The sequence below is a fragment of the Microbacterium oryzae genome (assembly GCF_030406385.1).
Taxonomy (GTDB): Bacteria; Actinomycetota; Actinomycetes; order Actinomycetales; family Microbacteriaceae; genus Microbacterium; species Microbacterium oryzae_A.
Window position 1 is genome coordinate 609,860 of sequence record NZ_JAUEPM010000001.1, and the last position, 15,834, is coordinate 625,693.

Below are 15,834 nucleotides of genomic sequence, written 5' to 3' on the forward strand. Positions count from 1 at the left end.
GCGCGAGAGCGCGCCACGCCGCGCGCCACCACCCTGTGCAGGCGACGAGCGGGATCGCCTAGTCCGTCTGCCCCAGCTGGGTGGCGAGCACGCGCACGTCGCTGGCCGACTGCGTCGGGATGGTCCCGCGCAGGGTGAGCAGGGCGCCGTCGTCGGTCAGCAACCGCACCGGCGACTCCTGGTCGCCGACGCCGATCGTCACCACGGCCAGCGGCGCCGCGACGCTGCGCGCGGGTGCGCCGATGGGCTGCTGGATGACCTGCGCGCTGTCGCTTCCCCCGGCGGCGATGCCCACCGTGATGTCGTCGATCCACGTGAGGTCGATCCCAGCCATCCGCAGCTGCGCGATGCGCCGCGGGGGGCCGACCGACAGCGGCGTGCCATCCGGTTCGCGTTCGATGGCGGCGACGACGACCCACTGCTGCTCGCCGATCGTGACGATGGCCGCGATCCGCGACCCGTCGCGCGAGACCTCCGCCGCCTGCACTCGCGACACGTCGGCCCACTCGCCGGCCATGGGGCGCGGTGTGAGGTCCGGGCTCCACGCGGTCAGCGTGCGCGGGTCGTCCGGCCGCACCGTCCAGATGAACCCGTAGGCGTCGAGCGACGGCGGCGCCACCCGGCCGCCGGTATCGATCGCGGACGGTCGGTCGTCGGCGGTGACGCGCATCGCTCCCCCGTCGGCGAGGCCGATCGCGGCGACCTGCTGGTCCGCCGACACCGCGATGGAGGCGATGTCCTCGGGGAAGTCCGCGAGGACATCCGACATGCCGCCGACCGGGGTGATCTCCCCGCCGGCGAGATATCCGAAGCCGTCGTCGGTCAGCACGAGGGGGCGCGGGTCGGTGCGCGTGGAGGCGACCTCGGTCGCCGCGACGTCGCTCGCCTCTCCGTCGACCGTGAGGGCGACCCTGCGCACGTCGGTCGAGGCGAGGCTCTGCTCGAGCTGCGCGGTGATGCGCCCGAGGGTCTGGGCATCGACTCCCGCGCCCCCCGTGAGCTCGATCTGCGCGACGTTGTCGGCGTCGACGGGCACCGTGCCGCGCGAGAGCTGCAGGTTCTCACCGAAGGCGGTCTGCACCCCGCGCGCGAGCCACTCGCTGGGGGCGCCGTCCACGAGCTCCTGCACGATGCGGGTGCGCGCGTTCTGCCTGGTGAGGAACCAGCGGCGGTCCGGCACGAGGTGCGTCCACGTCGCGTCGAAGTAGTACAGGTCGTGGGCGCTGTAGAGCTCGGCGAAGTACTGGCCGTCCAGCACGATGCCGTCGGGCGCGGTGACGATGCGCCACTGCCCTTCCTCGTCCTTCGCCAGCTCGAACGCGAGCGAGGTCGTGCCGTCGCTGGCGACGCTGTATCGGCCATCACCGTCGAGGACCGCCTCCCCCTGCACGTCGGCGGTGACGGTCGCGACCCCGCCGGATGCGGCGATCTCGGCGATCTCGCGGTCATCGGTCGCGTCGATCGTCACGCTCGCGGCCGGCTGCCACGTCTCGGCGAGGTCGTCGGCGAGGTAATGGCGCGCGGTCTCCCAGTTCTGCTCCGGCGAGATCGAGGCGCGGAGGAACCCGTCGACGATGTCCTCCGGCGAGTCGCCGGAGCGCGGCTCCTCGGCGTCGTAGCTGCCGCCGGTGACCTCGTCGACGACGTCGTCCGGCGCGTTCCCGACGGACACCGGCCCGCTCTGCGGCAGGCCCGAGCAGCCGGCGAGGACGAGCGCCGCCGCGAGGACGGCTGCGGCAAGCGAACGGCGCACGGCGGTCATGCGAGGTCCTCTCCGGTGCGGATGGGCTCTGTCACGCCCAGGTCCTCCACGGCGCTGCCGTTCGGCTCGACCGGGATCGGCGAGCGGGTGACGCTCTGGCCCGGCACGCGCGGCACGGTGAGCACGAAGTGCGACCCGCGTCCGGGCTCCGACCACAGCTCGAGCGCCCCGCCGTGCAGCTTGGCGTCGCCGAGCGCGATGGCGAGCCCGAGGCCCGTTCCGCCCAGGGTGCGCTTGCGCGAGGGGTCGGCGCGCCAGAACCGGTCGAACACCCGCGAGGCCTGCTCGGGCGACATGCCCAGGCCGTAGTCGCGCACACCGACGGCGACGGCGTGCGCGTCGCTGTCGATGGTGATGACGATGGGGCGCCCCTCGCCGTGCTCGATCGCGTTGCCGATGAGGTTCCGCAGCACGCGGCGCACTCGGCGCGGGTCGACGTCGACGGGCGAGTAGCCGCCGGGCGCCACCACGCGCAGCTCGCTGCCGTGCCGGCCGGCGACGTCGCGCATGGAGTCCGCCACATCCTCCGCGAGCTGCGCGAGGTTGCTGGGCTCGAGCTCGAGCTGCACGGAGCCGGCGTCGTAGCGGCTGATCTCGAGCAGGTCGGTCAGCAGCTGCTCGAAGCGGGCGACCTGGGTGTGGAGCAGCTCGGCCGCGCGCGCGGTGGACTCGTCGAACTCCGATCGCCGGTCGTTCAGCATCTCGGAGGCGAGGCGGATCGTCGTGAGCGGCGTGCGGAGCTCGTGCGAGACGTCCGAGACGAACCGCTGCTGCACCTGCGACAGCTCGGCGAGCTCGGTGATCTGCGCCTCGATGCTGTCGGCCATGGCGTTGAACGAGCGGCCCAGCGCCGCCAGCTCGTCCTTCCCGCGCACGGGCAGTCGCACCTCGAAATCACCGGCGGCGAATCGCTCGCTCGTCCGACTCGCCTCGAGGATGGGCTGCGCGACCGTGCGCAGCACGAACCACGAGATGGCGGCGACGAGGAGGACGAGCACGATCCCGGTGATCCACAGGATCCCCTGCACGAAGCGCAGCGTGCGGTCGGCCTCCTCCAGGCTGTAGGCGAGGTAGACCTCGTACGGGCCTGCGTTCTGCACCTCCAGCTGCTGGCCCACCACGATCCCCGGCACCGCGTCGCCGGAGTCGTCGATCTGCAGCCCCACCGACTGCCACCACTGGTTGCCGTCGTCCGACGACCGCACGCGGTCGCGGAGTCCCTCGCTGAGGATGGCGTCGTCGCCCTCCTCGAGCAGGAAGCTGAAGTCCGGCGGCGCGATCCCCGAGGCCTCGTCCGCCACGCGGAAGTACGCGTAATACGAGGTGCCAGCCTGCGTGGTGAGCTCGCGCCGCGCATCGAAGAGCACCTGCTGCAGGGCGGCCCCGTCCGTGGCGACCTCAGCGGTGTCGATGACGTCCTGAGCGGCGATCACGGCGCGCTGCGCCTGGCCCAGCACCTCGTCGCGACTGGTCGAGAAGAGATTGTTGTGGATGGCCAGGGCCGTGAACACGCAGGTGACCGCGATCGCGAGGGCCGTGGCCGCGACGGTGATGAAGGTGGTGCGGAAGCGCAGCGAGGTGATCCACTGCGCCCGGATGGCCGGGAGCCAGGTGGCGGGTCGCCTCAGTGTGATCCGCGCGGGCCGAGCGGCCTGGGACATGGTCGGATCAGACCGCCGCACCGGCGCGGTAGCCGACGCCCCGCACCGTCATGACGATCTTGGGGTTGTCGGGATCGATCTCGATCTTGGCGCGCAGCCGCTGCACGTGGACGTTCACCAGGCGAGTGTCGGCCTTGTAGTGATAGCCCCACACCTGCTCGAGGAGCGCCTCGCGGGAGAAGACCTGCTGGGGCTTGGACGCGAGGGCGACGAGGAGCTCGAACTCCAGCGGCGTGAGCGGGATCGGCGTCTGCCCGCGACGCACCTCGTGCGCGGCGACGTCGATGGTGAGATCGCCCACCCGGAGCACGTCGTCCGAGGCCTCCAGCGCCGGCCGCAGCCGCGTCCGGATCCGGGCGACGAGCTCCTTCGGGTTGAAGGGCTTGACGATGTAGTCGTCGGCGCCGGCTTCCAGCCCCGCGACCACGTCCGAGGTGTCCGAGCGCGCGGTGAGCATGATGATCGGCACCCCCGACTCGGCGCGGATGTCGGAGCAGATCTCGATGCCGTCCCTGCCGGGCAGCATGAGGTCGAGCAGGACGAGGTCGGGGCGCTCCTGACGCCAGCTGTCGAGAGCCAGGGCTCCGTCCGCGCAGAAGGCGGTCTCGAACCCCTCCGTGCGCAGCACGATGCCGATCATCTCGGCGAGGGCCGTGTCGTCGTCGACCACGAGGATGCGGGCGCTCATGAGGGGTGGGTCCTTTGCTCCGGGTGCGCGCCGGCGCGCGTCGGTCGCGCGGGCGAGGCGTGGGAATCAGCCTAGACGACCCCTGTCGGAGAATGGCCGCGACACGGGGCACGCGGGGCAGGTGTGACACGATGTGGGGAGACGGCGGCATCCGTCCGCTCGCCGGTCGGGAGGGAATCGACGTGACCGCAGAACCGTCGTGGACGCCGGCGCCGCGCGGCGGCCTCATCCCCCTGCAGCCGATGGGATTCGGCACCGTGCTCGGGCGCTCGTTCGCCGCCCTGCGCGGCAACCCGCGGGTGCTCCTCGGCTTCGCGGTGGTCGTGCAGATGGTCTCCTCCATCATCGGCGTGGTGGTCATCGGCGCGGTGGCTTTCGCCGCGATGTCGCGGCTCGACACCGTCGAGGAGATGTCGGAGGACTTCGACCTCATCGCGGCGGGTGCGACCCTCGTCACCGTGCTCGCCACCATCGCCGTCGCGCTCGTGCTCGGTGTGCTCGGCGTGATCGTGCAGGCCGTGGTCGTGGGCGAGGTGGCGTACGCGTCCCTCGGCGAGCGCGCGACGCTCGGCACCCTCTGGCGCCGCGTGCGCCCCGTCCTCTGGCGCCTCATCGGGTACTACCTGCTCATCACCGCGGCCGTCGCCGTCGTGGTCGCCGCCCTCGTGGCGATCGTCGCCGCGCTCGCCGCGCTCGAGACCTGGATGGCCGTGGTCTTCGGCATCGTCGCGTTTCTCGGCGCCCTCGTGCTGTACGCCTGGCTCGCCACCAAGCTGTTCATCGTGCCGAGTGCGATCATCCTCGAGCAGATCGGGGTCGGCCGCGGCATCCGACGGTCGTGGCAGCTCACCCGCGGCCGGTTCTGGCCGACGTTCGGCATCATCGTCCTCATCGCGACGATCATGAACGTCGCCTCCTCGGTCGTGGGTCTGCCCTTCTCCTTCCTCGGCACCGCGGTCTCCAGCGTCTTCGTCCCCACCGGTGCGCCGGAGGCCTCGGCCGCCATCGCGTTCGCGCTGACGATCGCGGCCAGCCAGATCGTCACCCTCGTCGTCGCCTCCGTCACCGTCGTCGTCCAGGCCACCTCCTCCGCGCTGGTCTACATCGACGCTCGCATGCGCCAGGAGGGCCTCGACCTGCGCATGCAGGCGTACGTGGAGCGACGCGACAGCGGCCAGGCACCGCTGTCCGATCCCTACGCCTACGACCCCGCCGCCATCGCTCCCCCGCGGATCCCTCAGTCCTGGGCGCCGTCGACGTACGGGCAGCAGATCCCGCCCTACGGACAGCCCCCCGCATACGGCCAGCAGATCCCGCCCGCCGGCGAACCCGGCGAGAAGGCCCCCGGCTCGGGGGCATCCTCGTCGTGATCGTGGCCGTGACCGCGGCGCTCGCGTCGCTCCCCGACGGGGACGAGGCGCGCGACTGGGCGGAGGAGGAGCTCTCGGACCCGGTCTATCGCGTGGCCGAGCCCACGCTGTTCGACCGCATCGCCGGCGTCATCGGCGACGTCATCGCGCGCATCCTCGAGCCGCAGGCCGGAAGCGAGTGGAGTCCGCTCCTGGCGATCATCGTGACGGCGGTCGTCGCCGCGCTCGTCGTGTGCGCGTTCTTCATCTGGGGCCGCCCGCGCTCCGCGCATCGGATCGCCGAGCGCTCCGCGCCGCTGTTCGGGGAGTCCGACGCGCGCTCCGCCGCGGCGCTGCGGGCGTCGGCGGCGCGGCTCGCGGCGGCGGGCGACTGGGGCGCGGCGGCCATCGACCGATTCCGCGCCCTGGCCAGGAGCCTCGACGAGCGCGGGCTGGTGGCCCTCTCCCCCGGCACCACCGCGCGTGGCGTGGCGACGATGGCCGCGCGGCCCTTCCCTGCCCACGCCGACGAGCTGGCCGCCGCCGCCGACGCGTTCGACGACGTGCGCTATCTGCACCGTGCGGCCTCGTCGGCGGCCTACGAGCGGATGGCCCGGCTGGACGATGCGCTCGCCGCCGCGCGCCCCCTGGCGGTCCCGGTTGCAGCGGGGGCGGAGCGGTGAGCGGCACCGCACCGGAAGCGGCACGGTGAGCGGGCAGCCGAGCGTGTCGGCCGCCCCGTCGGCGACCGCACGCCGCCGACGGGTGGCGGGATGGTCCGCCCTGGTCATCGCGTTCATCGTCGGCGGCCTCGTGCTGGTCCTGGTGAGCCCCGACGAGTGGTCGGAGCGCCCGCCGCTCGATGCCGCCTCTCCCGCTCCCGACGGCGCGCGGGCGATCGTGCGGCTTCTCGAGGATCGCGCGGGCGTCGAGGTCGTCGTCGCGACGGGTCTCGACGAGGCCATCGCCCATGCCGACGCCGGCGGCACCCTGGCGCTGGGGGCGACCACTCCCCTCGCCGATGCGGATGTGCGTCGTCTCGTCTCCGCCGCGGACGACGTCGTGCTGCTGTCCCCCGCCGCCCGCGACCTGCGCCTTCTCTTCGACGGTGCGGCCTTCCGCGCTCGCGGCGACGGCGGGGAGGTCGCCCCCTCCTGCTCCCTGGCGGCTGCGAGCCGCGCGGGGGCGATCGTGCCCGGCGCCGCGTACGCACCCGGCGACTCGAACGGATGCTATCCCGTGACGGAGGGCGCGTGGGCGCTCCTCACCTCGCCCACGGGCGACCGCGCCGCCGTCGACGGCACAGCGCTCCTCGCCAATGAGCACCTCGACCGCGCGGGGAACGCAGCGCTCGCTCTCGCGCTCCTCGGCGGCGGCGAGCGCGTCGTCTGGTACCTGCCGACAGACGCCGACGCGGCCGCTGAGCCGAAGACCCTCGGCGAGCTCACCCCGGCCTGGGTGACGCCCGCCATCGTGCTCGCCGCTCTCGGCGTCGTGGTCGCGGGCCTCTGGCGCGGGCGCCGGTTCGGTCCGCTCGTCGCGGAGAACCTGCCCGTCACGGTTCGAGCCGGCGAGACGATGGAGGGACGCGCACGGCTCTACGCCCGCGCGGCCGACTCCCGGCACGCCGCGCACCTCCTCGGCCGGGGCGCGGAGCGCCGGATGGCCCGCCGGCTGGGCCTGCCGCGCTCGGCCTCGAGCGAGCAGATCGCCGACGCAGCCGCGGCCCGGCTGCGTGCCGAGCCCACGGCCATCCTCGCTCTTCTCCTCGCCGAGCCGCAGCGCGACCGGGAGCTCGTCGTGTGGGGCGAACGCCTCCGCCATCTCGAGGCGGCCGTCGACGCGGCCGTCCGCACCGAAAGGACGCCATCGTGACCGACACGCCCTCCCTCGACACGCCTGCTCCCGACCCCGCCGCCCTGCGGGAGGCCGTCGAACGCGTCCGCACGGAGGTCGCCAAGGCCGTCGTGGGGCAGGACGCAGCGGTGAGCGGGCTGCTCGTGGCCCTGCTGGCCCGCGGGCACGTGCTCCTCGAGGGAGTCCCCGGTGTCGCGAAGACCCTGCTCGTGCGCTCCTTCAGCCGCGCTCTCGGCCTCGACACCAAGCGCGTGCAGTTCACGCCCGATCTGATGCCGGGCGACGTCTCCGGCTCGCTCGTCTACGATTCCCGATCGGGCGAGTTCGAGTTCCGGGAGGGCCCGGTCTTCACCCATGTGCTCCTCGCCGACGAGATCAACCGCACCCCGCCGAAGACGCAGGCCGCGCTGCTCGAGGCGATGGAGGAGCGGCAGGTGTCTGCCGACGGCGTGACGCGCTCGCTGCCCTCGCCCTTCCTCGTGGCAGCCACGCAGAATCCGATCGAGCACGAGGGCACGTACACGCTCCCCGAGGCCCAGCTCGATCGCTTCCTCATGAAGCTCGTCGTCGAGGTGCCACCGCGTGAAGCGGAGGTCGCGGTGCTGCGGCGTCACGCCGACGGGTTCTCGCCGCGTGCGCTGGAGGGCGTCGCCGCGGCTCTCACCACGGTCGACATCGAAGCCGCGCAGCGCGCGGCCGACGCCGTCGCCGTGGACGACGACGTGCTCGCCTACATCGTCGACCTCGCCCGCGCCACGCGCCGGAGCCCATCTGTGCAGCTGGGCGCGAGCCCGCGCGCGGCCACGGCGCTGCTGGCGGCGGCGAAGGCGTGGGCATGGCTCGGCAGCTATCCGGCCGTCACCCCCGATCACGTCCAGGCCATGATCATCCCCGTCTGGCGGCACCGGATCCGGCTCGCCGCCGATGCCGAGATCGAGGGCGTCTCCGCGCAGGCCGTGCTCACGGCCGTGCTGCAGCAGACGCCCGTGCCGCTCTGATCGGCTGACGGATGCACGTCACCGGCCGGCTCGCGGCTCTCGCCGCCTTCGGGATCGTCCCCGTGGTGCTCCTCGGCGCCGCGGGCGCCGACCCGTGGCTCGTACTGGCCGTCTGGGTGGCGGTGTGCACGGCGGCGGTCGCCGTCGACGTCGCAGCGGCAGCCGACCCCCGTGCGCTGCGGATGGATCGGGCGATCCCGCCACGGGTGCGCCTGGGCGAGGCGGCGGAGGCGGTCGTGCGCCTCGTCAACACCGGCAGTCGGCGCCTGCGCGGCTGGGTGCGAGACGGATGGCAGCCGACTGCCGGCGCCCAGCCCGCCCGTCTGGCTGTGGACGTGCCGCCCGGCGAGACGCGCTCGCTGCGCGTCCGCCTCGCCCCGCGGCGGCGCGGCGAGCTCCGCACTGCGTTCGTGGCGGTGCGGAGCACGGGCCCCCTCGGACTCGCGGGGCGTCAGCGCGTGCTCGACGCGCCAGGGGCCATCCGCGTGCTTCCGCCGTTCCGCAGCCGACGCCACCTTCCCAGTCGCATCGCGCGGCTGCGGGAGCTCGATGGGAGCACGAGCGTGCAGATGCGGGGGCAGGGCACGGAGTTCGACTCCCTCCGCCCCTACGTCCGCGGCGACGACGTGCGCTCGATCGACTGGCGGGCCACCGCCCGCGCGGGCACGACGATGCTGCGCACGTGGCGGCCCGAGCGCGATCGCCACATCGTGGTCGTCCTGGACACCGGACGGACGGCGGCCGCGCGCGTAGGCGACAGCACCCGCCTCGACGCCGCCGTCGAGGCGGCGCTCCTCCTCGCGGCGCTCGCGCAGCGCGCGGGCGATCACGTGCACCTCGTCGCGTTCGACCGGCGCGTGCGCGCGCGGGTGAGCGGCGCCGAGGGGCCGGCGCTGCTCCCCGCTCTCGTCGACGCCCTCTCGCCGGTGGACGCGCAGCTCATCGACACCGACTGGGATGCCGCGCTCGCGCAGGCGCGGCGGCTCGCTCCGCACCCGTCGCTCCTCGTGCTGCTCACCGCCCAGGAGTCGTCGGATGCCGCGCGCGGGTTCCTCGGCGCGCTGCCCGGCGCCGCGCGCCGAGGGACGACCGTGCTCGTCGCGTCGGCGACCGACTCCACGCCCGCCGACGCGGCCCGCGGCCACGGCACGTCGGATGCGCTGTACCGCGCGGCGGCCGCGGAGGCCGCGCTGGCCGCCGTCGATCAGGTGGCCAGGGCCGTCGAGCGGGCGGGCGCGCAGGCGCTGACCGCGCCGCCGGATGACCTGCCGCCGCGGCTGGCCGACCGGTACCTCGACCTCAAGCGCACGGGCCGCCTGTGAGACGAGAGCCGGCCCCGGGGGATCCCCCGGGGCCGGCTCTCGTGCGGGCGGGTCAGCCCCTGAGGTCGAAGCGGTCGAGCTCCGTGACCTTCGTCCACGCCTTCACGAAGTCGTGCACGAACTTGGTCGTCGCGTCGTCGGAGGCGTACACCTCGGCGACCGCGCGCAGCTCCGAGTTGGAGCCGAAGACGAGGTCCACGCGGGTGCCTCGGCCGAAGACCTCGCCGGTCTCGTCGTCGGTGGCCTCGAAGGCGTGCTTGCCCGGGTCGAGCGGACGCCACGTCCTGCCGAGGTCGAGCAGGTTCACGAAGAAGTCGTTCGTGAGCACACCGGGGCGGTCGGTGAACACGCCGTAGGGCGAGCCGTCCCAGTTCGCGCCCAGCACGCGCAGACCGCCCACGAGCACCGTCATCTCCGGCGCGCTGAGCGTGAGCAGGTGCGCCTTGTCGATGAGGAGGTACTCGGCGGGGAGCGTCGCGTCGGGGCCCGCGTAGTTGCGGAAGCCGTCGGCGATGGGCTCCAGGTAGCCGAACGAGTCGACGTCGGTCTGCTCCTGCGTGGCGTCGGTGCGCCCCGGACGGAACGGCACGCGCACCTCCACGCCGGCCTCGCCCGCTGCCTTCTCGACCGCCGCGTTGCCGGCGAGCACGAGCAGGTCGGCGAGCGACACGCGCTTCCCGCCCTGCTGCTCGGCGTCGAACGCGGCCTTGATCTCCTCGAGCGCCGACAGCACGGTGGCGAGCTGAGCGGGGTTGTTGACCGCCCAGTCCTTCTGCGGGGCGAGGCGGATGCGCGCGCCGTTCACGCCGCCGCGCTTGTCGCCGCCGCGGAAGGTGGACGCCGCCGCCCATGTGGTCGAGACGAGCTGCGACACGGTGAGCCCGGAGGCGAGGATCCGCTCCTTCAGCGTCACAGCGTCCGCGGCGTCGATGAGCTCGTGGTCCACCGCGGGCAGCGGGTCCTGCCAGATGAGGTCCTCAGCGGGCACCTCGGGGCCGAGGTAGCGGGCCTTCGGGCCCATGTCGCGGTGCGTGAGCTTGAACCAGGCGCGGGCGAAGGCGTCCGAGAACGCGTCCTGGTCCTCCGCGAAGCGGCGGGCGTGCTTCGCGAAGCCCGGGTCCTCGCGCAGCGCGATGTCGGTGGTGAGCATGCGCGGCTCGCGACGGCCATCCGAGTGCGCGAGCGGCACGAGGTCGCTGCCGCCGCCGTTCTTCGGGCGCCACTGCTTGGCGCCGGCGGGGCTCTCCATGAGCTCCCACTCGTAGCCGAACAGGATGTGGAAGAACTCGTTGTCCCAGCGGGTCGGGTGGTAGGTCCACGTCACCTCGAGGCCGGACGTGATGGTGTCGTCGCCCTTGCCCGAGCCGTGCGAGCTCTTCCAGCCCAGCCCCTGCTCCTCGATCGAGGCGCCCTCGGGGTCGGCGCCGACATGGGTGTCGGGAGCCGCGCCGTGCGTCTTGCCGAAGGTGTGCCCGCCGGCGATGAGGGCGACCGTCTCGTCGTCCTCCATGCCCATGCGGCGGAAGGTGGCGCGGATGTCCGCGGCGGCACCGAGCGGATCCGGCACGCCCTCGGGGCCCTCGGGGTTCACGTAGATGAGGCCCATGTGCGTGGCCGCGAGCGGCTTGTCGAGCTCGCGCTGACCGCTGAAGCGCTTGTCGCTCCCCAGCCAGATCTTCTCGCCGCCCCAGTACACGTCGTCCTCCGGCTCCCACACGTCGGCGCGGCCGCCGGCGAAGCCGAAGGTCTTGAAGCCCATCGTCTCGAGCGCCACGTTGCCTGCGAGGATCATGAGGTCGGCCCACGAGAGGCTGCGGCCGTACTTCTTCTTGACGGGCCAGAGCAGGCGGCGCGCCTTGTCGAGGTTGGCGTTGTCGGGCCAGCTGTTGAGGGGCGCGAAGCGCTGCTGCCCCGCCCCGCTCCCGCCGCGGCCGTCGAGGGCGCGGTAGGTGCCGGCGCTGTGCCAGGCCATGCGCACGACGAGCGGGCCGTAGTGCCCGAAGTCGGCGGGCCACCACGACTGGGACGTCGTGAGGGTCTCGGCGATGTCGGCCTTCACGGCCGCGAGGTCGAGGGTCTGGAACGCCGCGGCGTAGTCGAAGTCCTCGTCGGCGTACGGGTCGGCGACGGCGGGATTCTTCGCGAGGAGCTTGAGGTTCAGGCGCTCCGGCCACCACTCGCGGTTCGGGTCGCCCTGGGTGGGGTGGACCAGGTCGCCGCGGGGCTCGCTCGCGGGGAGGTCGGCGGCGGGGAGACGCGTGGTGTCGTCCGCGGCGCCGTCGTGGATGACGGGGCAGCCGGTCAGGGTGTCGCTGCTCATGGAGTCCTTTCGATCGGGTGGGGGGAGGTCGCGGAGGCGCAGTCGGGGCACAGGCCCCAGAACGTCACCTCGGCGGTGTGGATGACGAAGCCGGTGTCGTGGCCGGGGTGCAGGCACGGGGCGGCCCCCTGCACGCAGTCCACGTCGTCGACGCGGCCGCACGACGTGCACACGGCGTGGTGGTGGTTGTCCCCCACCCGCAGCTCGAAGCGTCCCGGCTGGCCGCTCGGCTCGATGCGCCGCGCGAGTCCCGCGTCGACGAAGTCGCCGAGCACGTTGTAGACAGCCTGCAGGCTGGTGCCCGGCACGGTGTCGCGCACGCGCTCGAACACCTCGTCGGCGCGCGCGTGCGGGGCGCCGACGAGGGCGCCGTACACCGCACGCCGCGGCGCGGTCACGCGCAGGCCGGCGGCGCGGAGGGCCGACTCGGCGTCGGGACGAGCGGGGATCATGGCCTCATCCTAGGCGTCTTTTTGAACCATTCAAAACAACCGCTCCATCCGGCGTGTCCGGCGCGAGCGCCCCTCGGCGCTCCCGGCCGGAGCGTCGACTGTGCCACGATCGGGGCGAGATGCGGTCGTCGCCCGTCGAGAGGAATGTCATGCCCGATCCCTCCCCCGCCCTCGCCCCGCGCCTGGTGGCCGAGGGCGCCGGAACGTTCTTCCTCGTCTTCCTCGGCGTCGGCACCGCCCTGTTCGCCTCGCACCTGGCCGACCCCGCGGGCGCGTACGCGTCCGGGGTCGTGCACCTCGCGGTCGCGGCGGCGTTCGGCCTCGGCTACCTCGCGGCGGCGGCGGCGTTCGGCCGCGTCTCGGGCGCGCACCTCAACCCCGCCGTGACGCTGGCCGTCGCCGCCGCCGGGCGGCTGCGCTGGTCCGACGCCGGCCGCTACGCGCTCGTCCAGATGATCGGCGGGCTGGTGGCGACGACCCTCCTCGTCCTCGTGGGCCTGTTCGGGCCGGTCGGATGGCTGGAGGCCGCTCAGAACGGCGGCTTCGCGAGCGCGGGGTGGGGCGCGCGCTCCGCCGCGGGCTTCGATCTGCCGGCGGCGGTCATCGTCGAGCTCGTGCTGGCCGCGATGCTCGCGCTCGTCTTCCTCGGCGACGGCGCCCGGCGCGCGAGCGCCGTCGGAGCCGCGCTCGCGGCCATCCATCTCGTCGCCGCCCCCATCGACGGGGGTCTCGTCAACCCGGCGACGGCGGTCGCGGCGGCCGTGTACGGCGGCGCCGACGCGCTGGCGCAGGTCTGGGTGTTCGCGGTGCTCCCGCTGGTCGGCGCCCTCGCCGCCGGGCTCGCGCGCCGCAACGCCGCGACGACCTGACCGTCAGCGCAGCAGGCGGGCGACGCGCTCGTCACGGAGCTGCAGAGCGCGCAGCTCCCGCCCGCGGCGCACCGCGACCACCGCGCGGACGGCGACCTCCGGCGGCACCGCGGGGAGGGGCGCGACATAGGGCGCGAGTTCGCCGACGAGCTCCTCGGCCAGGCCCTGCCGCGAGCCGGGGTGCATGCGCGCCGCCCCGGTGACGAAGCGCGACAGCCGCCGCGCGATTCGGTCGGGCATCCTGGCCACATCCGCCACCGCCGCCCACGGCTCCATGCCCGGCGGCAGCGAGAAGTCCACCGGCGACAGCGGCGGCGTGCGCGTCCGCTCGCTGTAGGTGCCGGCGACGAGGTCGCCCAGGCGCTGCCCGCGCGGGGTGAAGATGCCGACGAGCAGGGCGGTGCCGCCGACGGTGAGATACGTCTCGAAGACGCCGAGGAGCGCGCGGATGAGCGCATGCCGGAAGCCGATCGCGCCGCCGTCGGTGCGGACGATGCGGCCGCCGACGGCGAGCTTGCCGAGGCTGCGACCGCGCGTGAGCGTCTCCACGGTCGTGGGCAGGACGACCAGCAGCAGGACGATCATCACCACGAGGGCGATCTGCAGTGAGCTCTCGTCCAGCGCGCCCGCGTCGACGAGGCTCGTCATGGCGAGGGCGAACAGCAGGAACAGGGCGGCGGACACCGCGATGTCGATGAGCGCACCGGCCGCCCGCAGCAGCACCCCGACGGGCTGCACGTCGAGGGCCACGGCCTCGCCCGTGAGCACCTCGTCGTCGCGGATCGCCGCGGCGGATGGCGTCGACATGCGTACAGTTAATCAGGTGGACCTCGATGCCCTCACGGCCGCTCGCGCCCCGGAGTGGGCGCGTCTGGACGAGCTCTCCCGCCGCCGCCGGCTCACCGGACCGGAGGTCGACGAGCTCGTCGCGCGCTATCAGGCGGCGTCGGCCGATCTCGCGGACATCAAGACCACCGCTGGACGCACGCCGCAGGGCGACCACGTGTCGGCGATCCTCTCGCGCGCGCGCCTGCGGCTGACGGGGACGCCCGACGGGGCCCTCCGCGCGCTGGCGCGCTTCCTCGTCCGGCAGCTTCCGGCCGCCCTGCACCGCGTGCGTTGGACGACGCTCGGCATCGCCGTGGTCTTCGTCGGCGTGGTGGCGCTCGTGGCGTCGTGGGTGTCGCGCGATCCCGCCCTCGTCGCGTCGCTCGGCCCCGCCGCTCAGCTGGAGCACTACGCCGACGAGCAGTTCGCGGGGTACTACACGGAGAACCCCGCGGCGGTCTTCGCGGGCACCGTCTGGACCAACAACGCCTGGATCGCCGCCCAGTGCGTCCTGTTCGGCGTGACCGGCATCTTCCCCGCGTACGTCCTCGTGCAGAACGCGGTGAGCCTCGGGATCGCCGCGGCCGTCATGTTCGCCTTCGACCGCGGCGACGTCTTCGTGCTGTACATCCTCCCGCACGGGCTGCTGGAGATGACGTGCATCTTCGTGGCGGGCGCGGCCGGGTTCCACATCTTCTGGGCGCTCGTCGCCCCCGGTCCGCGCACGCGGTCGGCGGCCCTCGCCGATGCGGGGCTCTCGCTCGCGACGATCGCGGTCGGGCTCGTGCTCGCCCTGGCGCTCGCGGGCGCCGTGGAGGGGTTCGTGACCGGTCAGCCCTGGCCGTGGTGGGTGAAGATCGGCATCGGCGCGGCGGCGCTGGCGGTCTTCCTGAGCTACATGCTCGTGCAGGGACGGCGCGCGGTGCGCGCGGGCGAGACCGGCGGGCTCACCGAGTACGAGGCGGGCACGGCGAGACTCGTCGCCGGCTGAGCGTCAGGCGCGGAGCGTCTCGTGCCGGACGACGACCCAGCCCTGCGGCACCGACAGGCGCTCGGTGTGCAGCGCGCACAGGTCGTGGGCGTGGGGGTCGTCCCCCGCGCCGAGCGGACCCACCGCGGCCATCTGGTCCGCATAGTCGTAGGTCATGGTCGTCACGGCCTCGCGGGCGCAGCCCACCTTGGAGCACAGTCTCTCGCGCATCCGGATCAGCCTACCGACGAGCAGCTCGGGCACGGCGACGACGCGCAGCAGCGCCGTAAGCTGGAGCCATGAAGTGGTGGAACCGCCCGCCCCGCCCGGCGCCGCCTCGCGCGACCGCGCGGCACGGCAGGCACGGACGCGCGGGCCGCAGCTCGATCGTGCGCCCGCCGCTGCCGCCCGTCGACACGCGCTATGAGCGATTCGACGTGGCCGTCGGCTCCGCGGCGGAGTACCTCCGCAGCGCCTGGCCGGAGCTGCGCGACGTGAGCTTCGAGATCGCGGGGCTCCCCGTCGAGCCGTCGGAGGACGGCATCCCCCGCTGGCGCATCGACCGCGCCGCGCGGCGGATCATCCTGTTCCGGATCCCGGTGGAGCGGCTCAGCCGGGTCCACGGCGCGATCGGGCTCGCGCGGGCGGACGACTACCACCGCCGCATCGTCGTGGAGGGCGCGGTGTTCCGCGCGGCTGCCGACTACCTCGACCGCGACCCGTGGGACCTCGCCCCCGACCGCTACCGCTGGTACTGA

Annotated in this window: 15 protein-coding genes; 8 read left to right on the forward strand and 7 right to left on the reverse strand. The window is 73.7% G+C overall.

Annotated features, from left to right (window positions below; translation table 11 throughout):
- Nucleotides 1-58: 58 nt before the first annotated feature.
- The 3 genes from QWJ90_RS03020 to mtrA are packed head-to-tail and all read right to left on the reverse strand — an operon-like array spanning nt 59 to nt 4,111.
- Nucleotides 59-1,762 (reverse strand): LpqB family beta-propeller domain-containing protein, encoded by a 1,704-nt coding sequence (locus tag QWJ90_RS03020; protein ID WP_290106110.1) that lies wholly within the window; start codon nt 1,760-1,762, stop codon nt 59-61.
- Nucleotides 1,759-3,423: an MtrAB system histidine kinase MtrB gene (mtrB, locus tag QWJ90_RS03025; RefSeq protein WP_290106111.1), complete on the reverse strand. Its 1,665-nt coding sequence runs from the start codon at nt 3,421-3,423 to the stop codon at nt 1,759-1,761. Before mtrB ends, QWJ90_RS03020 begins: the two co-directional genes overlap by 4 nt.
- A 7-nt stretch (nt 3,424-3,430) precedes the next feature.
- Nucleotides 3,431-4,111, reverse strand: a complete 681-nt coding sequence (gene mtrA, locus QWJ90_RS03030) for an MtrAB system response regulator MtrA (protein ID WP_290106112.1) — start codon at nt 4,109-4,111, stop codon at nt 3,431-3,433.
- A 182-nt stretch (nt 4,112-4,293) separates the two neighbouring features.
- Between mtrA and QWJ90_RS03035 the strand changes: the two genes are divergently transcribed.
- Genes QWJ90_RS03035 through QWJ90_RS03055 form a run of 5 tightly spaced genes read left to right on the forward strand, consistent with a single transcriptional unit; the run spans nt 4,294 to nt 9,637 of the window.
- Nucleotides 4,294-5,481 carry a glycerophosphoryl diester phosphodiesterase membrane domain-containing protein gene (locus QWJ90_RS03035; RefSeq protein WP_290106113.1) on the forward strand — a complete coding sequence of 396 codons (1,188 nt, stop codon included), beginning with the start codon at nt 4,294-4,296 and terminating at the stop codon, nt 5,479-5,481.
- Complete coding sequence (locus tag QWJ90_RS03040; RefSeq protein WP_290106114.1) at nt 5,478-6,143, forward strand: DUF4129 domain-containing protein; 666 nt, start codon at nt 5,478-5,480, stop codon at nt 6,141-6,143. Before QWJ90_RS03035 ends, QWJ90_RS03040 begins: the two co-directional genes overlap by 4 nt.
- Before the next feature lie 25 nt (nt 6,144-6,168).
- Nucleotides 6,169-7,335 carry a DUF4350 domain-containing protein gene (locus tag QWJ90_RS03045; protein WP_290106116.1) on the forward strand — a complete coding sequence of 389 codons (1,167 nt, stop codon included), beginning with the start codon at nt 6,169-6,171 and terminating at the stop codon, nt 7,333-7,335.
- Entirely contained in the window at nt 7,332-8,315 is a 984-nt protein-coding gene (locus tag QWJ90_RS03050; protein WP_290106117.1) for an AAA family ATPase, read from the forward strand. Before QWJ90_RS03045 ends, QWJ90_RS03050 begins: the two co-directional genes overlap by 4 nt.
- An 11-nt stretch (nt 8,316-8,326) precedes the next feature.
- Nucleotides 8,327-9,637: a DUF58 domain-containing protein gene (locus QWJ90_RS03055; RefSeq protein ID WP_290106118.1), complete on the forward strand. Its 1,311-nt coding sequence runs from the start codon at nt 8,327-8,329 to the stop codon at nt 9,635-9,637.
- A 52-nt stretch (nt 9,638-9,689) separates the two neighbouring features.
- Here the strand turns inward: QWJ90_RS03055 and katG are convergent, their stop codons facing one another.
- Nucleotides 9,690-11,957 carry a catalase/peroxidase HPI gene (gene katG / locus QWJ90_RS03060; RefSeq protein ID WP_290106119.1) on the reverse strand — a complete coding sequence of 756 codons (2,268 nt, stop codon included), beginning with the start codon at nt 11,955-11,957 and terminating at the stop codon, nt 9,690-9,692.
- A complete protein-coding gene (locus tag QWJ90_RS03065) occupies nt 11,954-12,409 on the reverse strand; it encodes a Fur family transcriptional regulator (RefSeq protein ID WP_290106120.1) in 456 nt (151 codons plus the stop codon). The genes katG and QWJ90_RS03065 overlap by 4 nt, the downstream gene beginning before the upstream one ends.
- Before the next feature lie 149 nt (nt 12,410-12,558).
- Between QWJ90_RS03065 and QWJ90_RS03070 the strand changes: the two genes are divergently transcribed.
- Nucleotides 12,559-13,278, forward strand: coding sequence for an aquaporin (locus QWJ90_RS03070; RefSeq protein WP_290106121.1), 720 nt, complete (start codon nt 12,559-12,561; stop codon nt 13,276-13,278).
- Nucleotides 13,279-13,281: 3 nt separating this feature from the next.
- On the opposite strand, the gene QWJ90_RS03075 is transcribed toward QWJ90_RS03070, so the two are convergent.
- Nucleotides 13,282-14,085, reverse strand: coding sequence for an RDD family protein (locus QWJ90_RS03075; protein ID WP_290106122.1), 804 nt, complete (start codon nt 14,083-14,085; stop codon nt 13,282-13,284).
- A 16-nt stretch (nt 14,086-14,101) separates the two neighbouring features.
- On the opposite strand from QWJ90_RS03075, the gene QWJ90_RS03080 reads away from it, so the two are divergent.
- The gene (locus QWJ90_RS03080) at nt 14,102-15,097 is read left to right on the forward strand and encodes a stage II sporulation protein M (RefSeq protein ID WP_290106123.1); all 996 of its coding nucleotides are present in this window, start codon (nt 14,102-14,104) and stop codon (nt 15,095-15,097) included.
- A gap of 3 nt (nt 15,098-15,100) precedes the next feature.
- Here the strand turns inward: QWJ90_RS03080 and QWJ90_RS03085 are convergent, their stop codons facing one another.
- Entirely contained in the window at nt 15,101-15,307 is a 207-nt protein-coding gene (locus tag QWJ90_RS03085) for a DUF3499 family protein (protein ID WP_156240720.1), read from the reverse strand.
- A 68-nt stretch (nt 15,308-15,375) separates the two neighbouring features.
- On the opposite strand from QWJ90_RS03085, the gene QWJ90_RS03090 reads away from it, so the two are divergent.
- Nucleotides 15,376-15,834, forward strand: a complete 459-nt coding sequence (locus QWJ90_RS03090) for a hypothetical protein (RefSeq protein ID WP_290106124.1) — start codon at nt 15,376-15,378, stop codon at nt 15,832-15,834.

Excerpts from the sequence above, each read along its gene's own strand:
- QWJ90_RS03055 (WP_290106118.1), top strand. The coding sequence starts at position 8,327 with ATGCACGTCACCGGCCGGCTCGCGGCTCTCGCCGCCTTCGGGATCGTC.
- mtrA (WP_290106112.1), bottom strand. The coding sequence starts at position 4,111 with ATGAGCGCCCGCATCCTCGTGGTCGACGACGACACGGCCCTCGCCGAG.
- katG (WP_290106119.1), bottom strand. The coding sequence starts at position 11,957 with ATGAGCAGCGACACCCTGACCGGCTGCCCCGTCATCCACGACGGCGCC.
- QWJ90_RS03075 (WP_290106122.1), bottom strand. The coding sequence starts at position 14,085 with ATGTCGACGCCATCCGCCGCGGCGATCCGCGACGACGAGGTGCTCACG.
- mtrB (WP_290106111.1), bottom strand. The coding sequence starts at position 3,423 with ATGTCCCAGGCCGCTCGGCCCGCGCGGATCACACTGAGGCGACCCGCC.
- QWJ90_RS03065 (WP_290106120.1), bottom strand. The coding sequence starts at position 12,409 with ATGATCCCCGCTCGTCCCGACGCCGAGTCGGCCCTCCGCGCCGCCGGC.
- QWJ90_RS03070 (WP_290106121.1), top strand. The coding sequence starts at position 12,559 with ATGCCCGATCCCTCCCCCGCCCTCGCCCCGCGCCTGGTGGCCGAGGGC.
- QWJ90_RS03085 (WP_156240720.1), bottom strand. The coding sequence starts at position 15,307 with ATGCGCGAGAGACTGTGCTCCAAGGTGGGCTGCGCCCGCGAGGCCGTG.
- QWJ90_RS03020 (WP_290106110.1), bottom strand. The coding sequence starts at position 1,762 with ATGACCGCCGTGCGCCGTTCGCTTGCCGCAGCCGTCCTCGCGGCGGCG.
- QWJ90_RS03090 (WP_290106124.1), top strand. The coding sequence starts at position 15,376 with ATGAAGTGGTGGAACCGCCCGCCCCGCCCGGCGCCGCCTCGCGCGACC.